This is a genomic window from Pseudoalteromonas sp. BSi20652, from assembly GCF_000239855.1.
Taxonomy (GTDB): domain Bacteria; phylum Pseudomonadota; class Gammaproteobacteria; order Enterobacterales; family Alteromonadaceae; genus Pseudoalteromonas.
In genome coordinates this window covers 1-14,093 of the sequence record NZ_BADT01000216.1, presented here as the reverse complement: position 1 = coordinate 14,093, position 14,093 = coordinate 1, and the positions used below count along the sequence as shown (strand labels likewise).

Genomic DNA, 14,093 nt, shown 5'->3' with positions numbered 1-14,093 from the left:
TGTAATTAAGCAACTTGATCGGTTACATCCGCAATTTGAATAAGCTTGCGATTAAGTATTTTTTTAGTACAACCACAACACTTACCGCATTGGCTGCCTACTTTAAGCTCTTTAGTTAATTCACGCATGGTCGTCGCACCATCGTCAATTGTTTGCTCAATTTTTTTTATCGGTCACACCGTGACATAGACAAATATACATGAATACAAACCACTCTCAGTTACATTTAGTATGTTCATACTAATGCAAACAGGAATGGTTATCAATACATTGAGATTAAAAATTACAAAAATTTGTCAAAAACAGTAAATTATTTTAATAAAAAAATTATGAAATAATAACCATGTACCAGGAAGTAGACCATTCAGTAATGAGTAAGCTTATCAGCATAATTGCCTCTCATGTGTATGGTAATATTGTATAAAGCGTTATCCGCGAGACTTAGGTAAACACTATATCCTCATGGCGGGATAGTGTTGTTTACATTGTTTTTGTGCTCCCTCCTATAATAATTAATGGAAACTTTTCAGCATCCACCACCGTAATACTTGTCGAAATAAGGAATAAAACCAGCCTATATCGCTTCTTCTAGCCGCCTGTTTTACAATAAAGGCGTGCTTACTCTTGGTATTTTAACTGCAAGTTTAATTAATCATGGTCTATCAGACTGGTTTTGGTAAATGACTTAGTCACCGCTTTTATTCTGAGTATTTACCTTGGCTTGTAAACATCAGTTTTATTATCGTTAGCCTTTAGCTGTTAATTCCAGACGAAAACGTAAAGGAGTAAATAGGGTAACTACGGCTTTTTTAGGTGCTTTTGTATTGTTTTTTTTGCAGAAATTGGCAATAAAACACAAATAGCCACCGTCTCGCTTGGTTCGCAGTAACAGCCTGTATTTTGGACTACATTTAGCAATGCTAGTAGCAAACGTTTCAGTCATATACGCGGGAATATATTGCTTGAAAGAATACAGCACAACAATGTGCGTGCTATTGCGCCGTGTATGTTTGTGTCATCAGGTCTTTATGGCTTAGTTTTAATTTAATTATTATTAAAAAGCTCGCAACTGTTAATTTAAGTGCGAGCTTTAGTTTTTCTACGCGTTATTTATGCATTATTTACACAGTAACATCCCTTGGTTTGTGTAATTAAAAGGTTGGAGTTAAAACCTGCGGCTAAATTAGTGACCACAGTTTCAACAAAACCACTACCCTGAGCACAAGCTAATCCTTCGGAGAGCGGCCCTGCATAAACAAATTCACCTGCTTTGTTAATAATAACAGCGGCAGGAGTAGCTGGAATAACGTGTTTAAGGATTGGTGTTAATTCAACTTGCACAATCTTCATGCCTTTATTTGTAGCAAAAGAAGTTAACGATGAAATATGTGGTTTAGCTTGTATAGTACACCCGCAGTTTTTTTCTGTTATGAGCACTAAAGACGGCTCACCAGTATCAACCCAATCCAATTGCTTTTTAAAATTACTAAACCAATGTTTTTGCATTAAAATTTTTGAGCTATCAAACAATTTAAGCTGCTCTAATTGAAAATAAACCAACCCAGCAACAACGCAAATAAGCCATGTAGCTATAAGCGAAAATATAAAAGAATTCGGTTTATTTAAACTTAGCAACACTTTGCTCTAGTACATCGATACTAACATCGATCAACTGAACTTTAGCAGTTAGCTGATGTACTATTTGTGTATCTTGATATTGATTTTGAAGCATATTATCTGTGCTACTTGCTATTAATTTAGTATTACCAGCCTGCTCTGCTACCACTTGCGCAACTGAGTTAGTACTACTCGATACAGCCTCAATTTGTTCAGTCATCGCTGATATATTTTCTTTCATAGCGGTACTTATTTCGGCTAAATCAACTACAAAGTTTACACATTGGCTCATAGACTGAGTTGATGTTTTACTGTTGTTAACTAAATCTTTGAGCGTTAATCCAATTTTATCAGTCGTTGCTTTACTGTTATTAGCCAACGATCTCACTTCGTCTGCTACAACGGCGAAACCTCTGCCATGTTCGCCCGCTCTAGCAGCCTCAATAGCAGCGTTAAGTGCAAGAAGGTTAGTTTGTTCAGCAATGCCCGATATTTCATTAAGTAAACTTGAAATAACATCGCCAGCTGCAACAAGTTGATTTATTTGCTCTTCTGTATGATTGAGAAGATTCAGTAATTCCCTACTCTTACTGTCTGTCTGTAATACATCACCTAATGCACCTTTTGCTGATTGTGTAATATTATCAACTTGATGTTTTAAAACTTCACTTTCTTGCTCAACTAATTTAAAACCATTAGAAACCTGAGCGCCTGAATTAGCAATGTCATCTGTTTGCTGTGTTCGTTGCTGGGCACTATCTGCTAATTGATCATGTACTTGAATTAGTTCTTGAGAGTTTATTTTCAGTGATTCAGATTGCGTTTTGACTTGTTTTATCACGTCAGATAGATAATCTAATAAAGTATTAAAACCATTCACTGCATCACTTTTTGTGTCCTCTGCTCTGAGTGATAATTTAATCTGCTCTGGGTCTAGCATAATTTGTTCTGTAGCAAAGCTCAGTGACAAACCGGCACGTCGCTCAATTTGCAACATTTTAGCTATGTAACCTACAACAAGCACTTCTACTATTGCATAGCCGGCATGTATTAGCACGGTTGTAAAAGCAAGCCTATCCGGATCAAATACATAAAATCCTGTATTTTGAGTTTGTAAGTAGTAAAAAGAAAAATGGTGCACAGCCACAAATAATAATGCCGTAATAAATACCCGCCACTGCACAAATACAATTAGCATAGGCATTAAAATAAATATTTCAAAGTGCACTTCAATTAAACCGAAGGTTTGCTGTATGTGCAAAAAAGAGAACATCATTATAGCAGCGGCCACTACGTGCGGTGTTACAGGGTTTTCTATTTGCGTATTTAAAAGCCATATCGGCAATAAACACAATGGCAAACCAACCATAAATGCTTGCGCTAACGTGTTAAAATATAAGCCAAGAAAATAGACTCGACAAATAAAAGACTAAAAATAATTGTAAGTAACCTACTAACACTAGACATAAGAACCTTAAAGTTGTTTTTCACATTGTTGTTTATAAAAATCAGCTGCTTTTTACGTATGCAAACAAATCCCACTCATTAAGCGCAATAATAAATTGTATAGCCAACCACAATTAAACATTATATTTACATTGTATACAGATGCTCTATTTAATTATAGGCAATATTTTTTAAAAGTAGGTGTTGCTGCTTGTTTTGTCCATTGAAAAATAATAATTTCTGCACAAGATATTATTGCTCCAGCTTGGCGCAGTTGCTCAATCGCCAAATTTTTATGTTGCGGGTTCCGCGATCCTATTCCATCATTTGCGATAACAACTTCAAAACCATTTTGAATTAAGTCTAAACATGTTTGTAAAACACAAACATGTGCCTCAGTGCCCACAACGATAATTTGCTTTTTACCATAGCTTTTTAACTTATCAATAAAACCAGGTTCTGCACACGCACTAAAGTAAGTTTTATGAAAATACACAGAGCTAGGAAAAGCCACTCTTATTTGAAAATGAGTTTTACCCAATCCTTTTACGTATTGCTCTGTAATCAACACAGGTACATTTAAAATGGTAGTTACTTTTGCAAGTTGTAATGTGTTTTCTATAATTTTATCGAAGTCATTAATTACAGGCGATAAACGCTCTTGTAGGTCAATGACTAACAAAATACTGTTTTTTGCGTCCACATTAAACAAAATCAATACACCTTATGTTCAAACGAGAATTGTTTATATAACACTAGCGTAGAATTGGAAATAATTTATGGCTTAAGGCTTATTATTTGTAATTAAAAGGTTAAAACCTGTGCTATATTTGACACTTAGCTAAGTATAGCAATAAATTTAATGGGGATGATAAGTGCGTTTTAATCAATTTTTATTTCAAATTGCTTTAATTTTATTGTGCATCCAGGATGTACTTGCATCACAAAATTATGCCCAACAATTACAACGCCTATCCACCGATGAAGGCCTCTCTCAAAGCTATGTTGTCCAAACGAAAGAAGACGATATTGGGTATATATGGATCGGAACTAATCAAGGCCTAAATAGGTTTGATGGGTACAAAGTTAAAACGTTTGACGGTGGATTTGGCTTAGATAAACATCTTATACATGCGCTATTTAAAACAAACGATGGAAATCTAATTGTCTCTACGGATATTGCAGGTGCCTACATAATAAACCCGCTAACATTAAAAACAGAAAAATTTTACTCTGGCAAAATAAACAAAGAAAATCAAATTTATTCACCTATTTCAGCATTGGCTCAACAACCTGGTATTTATTATTTAGCTATTGATGAACAAATATTTAAATACGAAGAAGCAAGTAAAGCCTTTTTACCTTTACTGAGTTTGCCAAATAAAGCCGATTACATCCGAGCATTAACTCTATACAACAATACCTTGTATGTTGGTACATATGATGGGTTGTACAGTGTAAATTTAGCTACGAATAAACTTGTAAAATTACCTATTCATCCCCCAGAAAAAATAACGTTCGACAATATTAACGTAAAGTTTTTACACGTTGATCAAGAGCTTGGCTTACTCGTAGGTACTGTTGAAGGGATGTATCGAATTTCGTTTGATGATAATAAAGAAATAGACAAGTCTAATATAACAACGTTAATTCCTGACTATAATATATGGGATTATATAAATACTGATTACGGTGAATTTGTAGCTACTGAAAAAGGGTTGTTTAGCTACCATCGTGAAAGTGGTGACTTAGAATTCATACTTAATTATGAAAAAAGTAAATTTAATATTAATGATAATTCTATTAGTGATTTAACTATCGATAAGTCAGGTGCACTTTGGCTTGCATCACGAACTCAAGGGGTCTTTATCTGGCCTATCAAAACTCGCCGATTCAAACATATCTTTTTACCTGGCAATAATACATTTAATAAAATACACCAAGATAAAAATAATATTATTTGGTTTGGTACTGATGACGGTATTGTGCGTTATAACCCAGTAACGAATAAAAGCGATGTTTATCTCAATACCACCGACCCTAAAGCTGTGTTTGGGTCTGCTGCTGTTTATGATATTTTTCCATCTTCCATAGGAGATGAACAGTATTTATGGCTTGTCACTTTTGATGGTTTTAAGCTTTTTGATAAACACACCCATGAAATTATTGAGCACGGAGATACAAAAGACAATGTGCTCAGCTTACCTAATTTATTTGGTTTTGCACAAATAGCACCAAGTAAATATGCATTTATATCTGATGAAAACTTTTATGTATTTGACGAAAAAACCGGTATTACAGAAATTGTAGAAGGACTTAAAGATCAGTTAAATCCAATTTATGCTTATACTTTTTACAACCCGCTAAAAAATCACCCTGAAGATCTTCTTATTGGCACATCAAAAAGTTTCTCTCGATATAATGTAAAAACGCAAAAATTAACAACCATATTCCAATCTTTAAAACCTAAGGAAGAGATTTATTATACAGTAGAGAATTACCATTTAGATTCAAAACGAAATATATTATGGTTGGCTACTACGCAAGAGGGGTTAATTGGTGTAGACCCTCTGAGTTATGAAAAAAAACATCACATAGGTCTATTTAATTCATTTAAGACAGATTCAATATACTCGCTGCTTCCTGATAACGATGATTTTTTATGGGTTAGTACCAACAACGGGTTATACCAATTAAATTTAGATACACTTTATGTAAACAGTTATTCTGTCAAAGATGGCCTAAACATAAACCAATTTACAGCTATCGCAGCAACAATGTTGAACGATGGCCAGTTTATTTTTGGCAGTAAAGCAGGTGCTTTAATTTTTAAACCCTCTGACTTTACTAAACAAGACTTATTGCAACAACGTAGCTTGGCTATTACTGATATAAACCTACTCACTAGAAAATTAAACTACTACCCCCAACAATACATTAATAAGCCACTTGAATTAGGTTATGAGGACATGGGCTTAACGATTAACTTTTCTGATTTCTCTTATTCTAATGTTGATAAAACGTACTACAAAGTAATTCTCGATGGACCAACCTCCCTTACCTATGAAGATTTACAATCCAATCAAGTATTTTTTACTAAACTTCTGCCCGGTAATTATTCCCTAACAATATCGGCACAGACTAGAGAGCGATTTATTACGAGCGATCCCATAACCATTAAAATAAATGTTGCTTATGCTCCTTGGAGTTCTCCATATGCAATTGCTGGCTATCTCATTTTAGCATTAGGTTTATTATTTTACTTTTTTGGCAATACCGACGCCGCCAGTTAACGATTGAAAAAGCACACAGAGCCACTATTCATTCCCAAAAACAAACAGAGCTTGCACTCAAAAACAATAAAAGCGGTGTGTGGGACTACCAATTTAAAAACAATTCTGTAAACACACTTCGTGGAACAGAATTAGGTTATGAGGATTTAGAAGAGCGTATTCATATCGATAAATTTTTGTCTCTTATACATCCTGATGATATACGCCGTTTTGAAAGTAAATGGCATACCTATATTGGCATCAATAACAAAAATAAAAATTGGCAAGCTACATTTCGCCTCAAGCACAAAGACGGACGCTGGCTCTGGTACCAAGACGCTGGCCAAATCATATATCACCCTCAAACAAATGAGCCTCTATATGTTTCTGGTATATATACAAATATTACTGAACAACGCGCCAATGAACAACAAGCAAAAATTTTAGGTGAAGCGTTCAGTCAAATAAATGATTGGCTCCTTATTTTAGATGAGCACTTAATGCCTTTCTCTGCAAATAATAGTTTTATTGACACCTTTTCAAATGGCACTGCTGCAGAAAAAATGAGCCCTAAGTTATTTATAAAAGCGATGGGTGAAAAGAAATGTGAAGAGTTTACGAATATTTTAAAAGCATTAAAACCTGCTGAAAGCTGGCAAATTGATACATATGTAAAAACAACTAAAAGTAACGAACACCCAGTCCACATAAATGTTACGGCTGTTGCAAAAAACACCAAAGAAGTTAATTACTATGTTGTTGTCATATCTGACTTAACAGAGCAAAAAAAAGAGCTGAAAACGAACTACGTTATTTAGCTGATTTTGACCCACTCACTAAACTACCCAATCGAAGTTTAATGTATCAATATATTGAAAAAGCCATTAATAATGCCCTCGAACACGATACCCAATGCGCACTATTATTTATTGATTTAGATAAATTTAAACCCGTAAATGATTCTTTTGGTCATGCCGTAGGTGACAAATTACTGTGTAACGTTACCGAACGCGTAACCAGTATACTTGGGAATAATGCTCAGCTGGGTCGACAAAGTGGTGATGAATTTTTAGTGCTTATCCAAAATGTAGAATCTCAAGAGTCACTTCGCCGTGTAGTTAAAGAAATAAGTAAAGAATTAGCTAATAGAGTAATTATTGAAGACTTTGCTATTAATATCTCTGCAAGTATTGGTGTTGCTCTTTACCCCTTTGATGCTGTAACACCAGACATACTCATCAGAAATGCCGATGTTGCTATGATGCAAGCTAAGCAAGGCGGAAGAAATGACTTTGAGTTTTTCAGCGATAAAATGAATGAACAAATTAAACAAAAACTACTCCTTGAAAATGATTTGAAAGATGCAGCAAGAGACAATCTATTTTTTAATCATTATCAGCCTATTATTGACATAGAAGCAAAAACAATTAATGGTGTAGAATTGCTGATGCGTTGGGAAAATAACGGGCAGCTAGTTTCACCCGCTCTATTTATTCCCATAGCAGAGGAAACAGGGTTAGTAACACAACTTACCGAGCAAGCATTACGCCGTGCACTGGTTGAGCTGAAAAAATTACTTAACCAGAATAAATTATTTTATATTTCCTTAAATTTATCACCTAAACATATTTTAAAAGAAAATATCACTGAGCGATTACAACTTATATTAGCCCAGGCACAGATCTCACCAAAACAACTCAGACTTGAAATAACTGAAAGTATTTTACTTGAAGATAAACACAAAGCGGCTAATCAACTGCAGAAATTAAAAGCTGCTGGCTTTAAATTATTACTTGATGATTTTGGAACAGGTTATTCTTCACTCACTTATTTGAGTCAATTCCCGATTAATGTAATTAAGATTGATCAAAGCTTTGTTAATAGTATTGGCGTTGACAAGGGGGATGAATCAATTATAAAGACGATCCTTTCTTTGGCAGAAAACCTAGAGCTGTACTGTATCGCCGAAGGCGTAGAAACTCGTGAGCAGATGATGTTTTTAGCTAGCGCAGGCTGCCATGTATTGCAAGGTTATTACTTTGCAAAACCAATGACAGCTAAAGCACTGTGTGAGGATAATTGTTTTGGTAATATAATTAATTTAGTTTAGGTCAAAAGCAAAGCGTAAAAACTATTTTTTTACGCTTTCGTGCTCATCTATTTCAGTGGATATGATGGCATTCGTGGCTTTCTATTTGTAGGACACTACTTTTAACTTTAAACTTTTCACAGAGTAATTGCTCTACCTTCAAACGACATGCTTCATCATGCTTTTCCATGGTACAGTGCTGTTTAAGCACAACATGAGCACCAACAACAATACCTTTATATTTTCGGGTAACGGTCACATTATGTACATTGTGAACATGTTCTATATTAGTAATTTCATCTTCGATATCTGATGCCTTTGGCAACTTTGCTTTATTTAAACGCAGCCCTTTTACGCAACTAATAATAACTTTAATACCCGTAAACAAAACAAACAAAGCAATCAACATACTTGATAAAATATCAATTACTGTCCAACCAGTAAAGTAAATAAGCACACCTGCGATAAAAGTAGAAACCGTCGAAATTAAATCAAAAAACGAATGCAAGAACACTGCATATACATTAATGCTTGCTTTACGCCCTTTGTATAAAACCCATGCAGCTGCGCCATGAAATAAAAAGCCAATTGCCGCAATAACAGACATTAAGTAACTATTAATGGCGAGTTCGTTTCCTTCATGCTGATGCATAAAACGCTCACCGCCTTCATACAGAATAACTAAGCTGATTGCTAAATATAAAAAGCCATTAACTAGCCCCCCGAGTAGCTCTGCTCGTTGGTGACCATCATTGTATGTTTTAGCTAAGTGAATCGCTAAACTAGAGGCTATTAATGCAATAAAAAGTGAACTATTATGAACAAATAAATGCCCCGCATCAGCAAGTACAGCAAGCGAATTAGCGTAATACGCTCCAATAACTTGAATAACCATAAATGAGCATGTTATTGCCAACGCGATAAGTAACCGACGGCGAGAAGCTTGGTGTGTAGTGATCTCTGTCATGAAATGCTTGAATAACCTATAACTAAAAATGCAAATAAGCCAGCAAAGACTTAGAGTAGAAAAGAGTAATGATATACAGTATCAATTATAATACGTCGTTAATGCAAACGCACTAAAAAGTTAGTAATATCAATAAAATTGTACTAAAACTTATAATATAAAAATAAAAAAGAATCGGATTTCAAAAAGGTTCAAATAATTAACAACAAAGGGTAGTGATCAACAGTGAACTCAATAAAAGAAACTTGGAGCACATTAAAATACCTCCCTTTTGCTGTTTTAGTCCATGATTCAAAAACACACATTTATAAAGCTAATAAACAAGCACAAACACTGTTTAATTTAAAAAAAGAAACATGCTTGGATGAAAATCACTTTAAGCACATAACACTCATTAGCCCTTTGAGCAAAAAGCCGTTATACCTGCAAAATTTATTTGATGATTACCTCCTCCCCAATGTACAAAACAGCGTTGTGCTTGAAATTGACCAAACTGCCTTCTTATTAAGCATTAAGTTTGCTTATATTACCGATACTGTTTCAATGATCACATTTGAAATAGAAAAATATGGTAACGATGAAAATGGTAACTTTGATGTTGTAATATCAAATATATCAGCAGATTTAATTGATATTCAAAACGACGATATTGATAGCCACATAAACTATGCCTTAAAGGCAATTGGAACTGTCTGCCATGCAGATCGCAGCTATCTATTTACATTTCATGATAACAATACCAAAATGAGCAATACGCATGAATGGGTAAACAAAGGCATTGTCCCTTTTAAAGAAACACTACAAGATGTACCTAAAAACGAATTGCCCTACTTTTTTAAATTAATGAACGACACTTATCTGTTCAAAGTAAATGATGTAGCAACCTTACCTGTCTCAGCCCAAGCTGAAAAAGATGAATTTGAACTACAAAATATAAAATCTGTCTTGTGTATTGGTTTAAGTTACGAAAAGGAGCTTGTTGGCTTTATTGGCTGTGACTGTGTTGCAGAGCAACGCGAATGGACAGATGTTGATTTAATTCGGCTAAAATTAGTAGGTGAAATACTAACTAACGCATTCAAAAACATAAATTATAAAAAAAGCTGGAACTTACTCAGCAACAACTGATTACCGCAAACCAAAAATTAAGCGAATTAGTTAATACAGACGGGTTAACGGGCATTGCTAACCGTCGTTGTTTTGATCAAGCTTTGAAATGTGAAATTAAGCGCTGTGCGCGTAATAAAGAACCCATTAGTTTAATAATGTGTGATATTGATTTTTTTAAACGTTATAACGATAACTACGGACATCAAAAAGGTGACGAAGTGCTTATTTCAGTAGCCAAGTCACTTCACAAATTATGTAAGCGCACAGGTGATTTAACTGCTCGCTACGGTGGTGAAGAGTTCGCAATAATACTTTCGGCAACTGATGCAGAGCATTGTTTTATTTTTACTAATTTAATTCAGGAAAAAATAGCTGAGTTAGCTATTGAGCATAAACACTCTAGTGTTTCTGAAAAACTCACGCTTAGTGTTGGCTTTCACAGCATCATACCTAATACTAAAACAAAACCAGAAGATCTTATCAATAAAGCTGATAAAGCACTATATAATGCAAAAAGAACAGGTCGAAATAAAATATCTGAATTCCCTTCACACTAGAGCGTGTTGTTCTTTGGTGGTTATATTTGCAGCAGCATGTTTATTTATTAGGCAAGGCAGAGCCTATGCAGTGTGGTTATTCACCATAAATAGGCGATAACGCAGCATAAATGCCAAACATGCGCTGCCCAAAGGGTTCTTTCTAGGGACGATTAACTCTTTGTTTCCTACATGGATGTAGGTAAGGGCCGTAAGCAGGACGCGGAAGCTTTGCTTGTCTTTTACTTATTCTTACATGGATGTAAGCCAATAGAATAACGCAGGAGCAGTCATCGACTGCCCACTAAATTACAAACCTCGCGCTGCGATTAAATTTTCCTTGGATTGAACAAATTTCAATCCACAAAGATCAACACGCCCTAGGTATATTAAAATACAACAATAGCTGTTTTAGTGGTTAAAAGCTTGCTGTAGTGATAATCTATACACGCTGAAATAATACACAATACAATCACTCAGCGTTTTAATTATTATAAGGAATGTTTAAATGGATCCAGTCACACAAATCCTCGATATAGTTTTTACTGTTGAGGCTTTTTTACTTGTTTTTGTAATCGTACTTTTGAAAAGTAGCGTTAAATTTGTGCCGCAAAACCGCGCCTGGTTAATCGAGCGTTTTGGTAAATATCAATCAACCAAAGAAGCTGGTCTTAATTTTATTATTCCATTTATTGATAGAATCTCGGCTGATCGTAGCTTAAAAGAGCAAGCTCAAGATGTACCATCGCAGTCAGCTATCACTAAAGATAATATCTCACTTATAGTTGATGGCGTACTGTATTTTAGGGTACTAGACCCATACAAAGCAACGTATGGTGTTGATGACTATACGTTTGCAGTTGTACAACTTTCGCAAACAACAATGCGTTCAGAATTAGGTAAAATGGAGCTTGATAAAACATTTGAAGAGCGTGATTTACTTAACACCAACATTGTTGCAGCTATAAACCAGGCATCTGAGCCTTGGGGTATCCAAGTACTACGCTACGAAATTAAAGATATTGTGCCACCTAACTCTATTATGGAGGCGATGGAAGCACAAATGAAAGCTGAACGTGTTAAGCGTGCTCAAATTTTAGAATCAGAAGGTGACCGCCAAGCTAATATCAACGTTGCCGAAGGTAAAAAACAAGCACAAGTACTTGCTGCAGAAGCCGATAAGGCAGAACAAATTTTACGCGCTGAAGGTGAAGCAACAGCTATTACCACTGTTGCAGAAGCACAAGCAAATGCACTTATTAAAATAGGTGAAGCAGCAGACACAGAACAAGGTCAAAAAGCAATTCAGTTAGACTTAGCAACTAAAGCAATTGCTGCTAAAGAAGCTATTGCACGTGAGTCATCAATTGTTTTATTACCAGATAACGCGACAGATGCAAGCTCGATGGTTGCTCAAGGTATGGCAATTATTAATAGCTTAAACAAAAAGCATCAGGGTTAATAACTAAATAAAGAGGTTTGTATGGATTTTATTACGCAAAATTTACCGCAAACACTTATGGTACTTGGTATTGTTGCTTTAATAATAGAAGTGGCAGTACTTGGCCTTTCTACATTCATTCTATTATTTTTTGGATTGTCGCTATTCCTTACGGGATTATTAATGAGTCTGGGTATTTTACCCGATTCATTAACCACAGCGCTTTGGAGTAACGCAGTTGTAACAGCAGGTTTAGCCGTTGCACTTTGGAAACCATTGAAAAAAATTCAAAATCGCGTAGATGAAAAGCAAGTTAACAGTGATTTTGCTGACCTTACTTTTATACTTACCAGCGATGTAACAAAGCAAGGTTTAACCTCGCATCAATACTCAGGGATTAGTTGGAGGCTCAAAAGTGAGCAACCAATCAGCGCCGGTATTGAGGTTATAGTAACCAAAAAAGAAGTTGGTGTTATGTGGGTTACACCTAAAGCTTAATAAATTAAAGTATAACGGGTGGCTCAAACTGCCCGTTTTTTATGCCTGATATTTGAAACACAACACCCTGCGTGGACACTCGATTATTAATCGCATCATCAAAAGCCGACGTTACCAGTAATAACTCTGCATTTTTACCACCAAAGGCAGTGCATGTAGGTTTTATTGCACAAAGCTTTATCGTTGTAATTAGCTTACCTTTTGAGGATAAGCACATAACACACCCCATGCCCCACACGGCCACCCACAAGTTACCTAACGTATCAGTCACGCAACCATCAGGATCAACATTTGCGTTACTAAATTGATAAAAAACACGCGGTTCAGAACAAGGGGCTCCTGTATCTTCATCTAAATCAATCATATAAATACAGCTTGCAAATGAATCGCAGTAATAACCGCGCAAACGCGCTTTATCAAAACATAAACCATTAGGAATAGTTAAGTTGTTGACGATACATTTTAGTTTATGTTTGTAATAACGATAAATTTTGCCTTGCCCTTTTTTAGCATCAACATGCATAGTGCTTAGCCAAAATCCCCCCCAAGGATCTGCACGCCCATCATTAGAACGCGTATTTGATTCATCTTTTTCAATTGCAACTATTAGCTCTTGCGTTTCATTGTTTATATGATGACGATAAATACCTGTATTAGTGCCAAGTATTAAGTAATCTGCATTTAGCCAAGCTAAAGCGGTCACTGTATCATCCATGGTTACCTGTTTAACAATTGAAGTGTCATTTAAATCATTTTTTAAAATGCTATCTTCTTTTCTGCTGTAGAGTATTTTTTTATCAATATCGACCCAGAATAATGTATCAAGCAAAGGATGCCAAAGAGGGCTTTCTCCCAGTTGATTTTGCGTGTTATTAAATACAGTTACTTTAAAATCAAACATAATAGTTCTGCTGTATTAACAAAAATTTATAGAGTTAAATTTTATCAGAAAACACCAACAGTCGCGATATTATAAGCAACATAAGTAAGTCACTATTAGTAGTTAATTAGCTTTACAAACATAAGGAGGATTGGAACCTACTTACTCTCTGACTTTGTTATGATCATCCTCCCAAAAAGACAATTGACAAAAAAAACTAGCAGCGCTTACTTAAAG

7 protein-coding genes and 5 pseudogenes are annotated in these 14,093 nt (G+C 35.2%); 6 read left to right on the top strand and 6 right to left on the bottom strand.

Annotation, left to right across the window (positions count from 1 at the left end; all coding sequences use genetic code 11):
- Positions 1 to 5: 5 nt before the first annotated feature.
- Positions 6 to 201: pseudogene (locus P20652_RS20000) on the bottom strand ((2Fe-2S)-binding protein).
- Positions 202 to 820: 619 nt separating this feature from the next.
- On the opposite strand from P20652_RS20000, the pseudogene P20652_RS21195 reads away from it, so the two are divergent.
- A pseudogene (locus P20652_RS21195) lies at positions 821 to 889 on the top strand (hypothetical protein); the annotation flags it as partial.
- 221 nt (positions 890 to 1,110) lie between these two features.
- On the opposite strand, the gene P20652_RS02005 reads toward P20652_RS21195, so the two are convergent.
- The 3 genes and pseudogenes from P20652_RS02005 to P20652_RS02015 form a co-directional block, all read right to left on the bottom strand.
- Complete coding sequence (locus P20652_RS02005) at positions 1,111 to 1,635, bottom strand: DUF6436 domain-containing protein (protein ID WP_008172143.1); 525 nt, start codon at positions 1,633 to 1,635, stop codon at positions 1,111 to 1,113.
- A pseudogene (locus tag P20652_RS02010) lies at positions 1,619 to 3,084 on the bottom strand (methyl-accepting chemotaxis protein). Before P20652_RS02010 ends, P20652_RS02005 begins: the two are co-directional and overlap by 17 nt.
- A 146-nt stretch (positions 3,085 to 3,230) precedes the next feature.
- Positions 3,231 to 3,781 (bottom strand): annotated as a pseudogene (locus P20652_RS02015) (hydrolase).
- A 205-nt stretch (positions 3,782 to 3,986) separates the two neighbouring features.
- Between P20652_RS02015 and P20652_RS19120 the strand changes: the two are divergent.
- A pseudogene (locus P20652_RS19120) lies at positions 3,987 to 8,445 on the top strand (EAL domain-containing protein).
- Positions 8,446 to 8,497: 52 nt separating this feature from the next.
- Here P20652_RS19120 and P20652_RS02020 read toward each other — a convergent pair.
- Positions 8,498 to 9,391 (bottom strand): cation diffusion facilitator family transporter, encoded by an 894-nt coding sequence (locus P20652_RS02020; RefSeq protein ID WP_008172137.1) that lies wholly within the window; start codon positions 9,389 to 9,391, stop codon positions 8,498 to 8,500.
- 225 nt (positions 9,392 to 9,616) lie between these two features.
- Between P20652_RS02020 and P20652_RS21545 the strand changes: the two genes are divergently transcribed.
- The 4 genes from P20652_RS21545 to P20652_RS02030 all read left to right on the top strand — a co-directional run bounded on the left by P20652_RS21545 (position 9,617) and on the right by P20652_RS02030 (position 12,976).
- The gene (locus P20652_RS21545; RefSeq protein WP_008172136.1) at positions 9,617 to 10,519 is read left to right on the top strand and encodes a hypothetical protein; all 903 of its coding nucleotides are present in this window, start codon (positions 9,617 to 9,619) and stop codon (positions 10,517 to 10,519) included.
- Positions 10,520 to 10,602: 83 nt separating this feature from the next.
- Positions 10,603 to 11,058: a diguanylate cyclase gene (locus tag P20652_RS21540; protein WP_008172135.1), complete on the top strand. Its 456-nt coding sequence runs from the start codon at positions 10,603 to 10,605 to the stop codon at positions 11,056 to 11,058.
- A 487-nt stretch (positions 11,059 to 11,545) separates the two neighbouring features.
- Positions 11,546 to 12,499: a slipin family protein gene (locus P20652_RS02025; protein ID WP_008172134.1), complete on the top strand. Its 954-nt coding sequence runs from the start codon at positions 11,546 to 11,548 to the stop codon at positions 12,497 to 12,499.
- 21 nt (positions 12,500 to 12,520) lie between these two features.
- Complete coding sequence (locus P20652_RS02030; RefSeq protein WP_008172133.1) at positions 12,521 to 12,976, top strand: NfeD family protein; 456 nt, start codon at positions 12,521 to 12,523, stop codon at positions 12,974 to 12,976.
- 4 nt (positions 12,977 to 12,980) lie between these two features.
- Here the strand turns inward: P20652_RS02030 and P20652_RS02035 are convergent, their stop codons facing one another.
- Positions 12,981 to 13,877: an SMP-30/gluconolactonase/LRE family protein gene (locus tag P20652_RS02035; RefSeq protein ID WP_008172132.1), complete on the bottom strand. Its 897-nt coding sequence runs from the start codon at positions 13,875 to 13,877 to the stop codon at positions 12,981 to 12,983.
- Positions 13,878 to 14,093 lie beyond the last annotated feature (216 nt).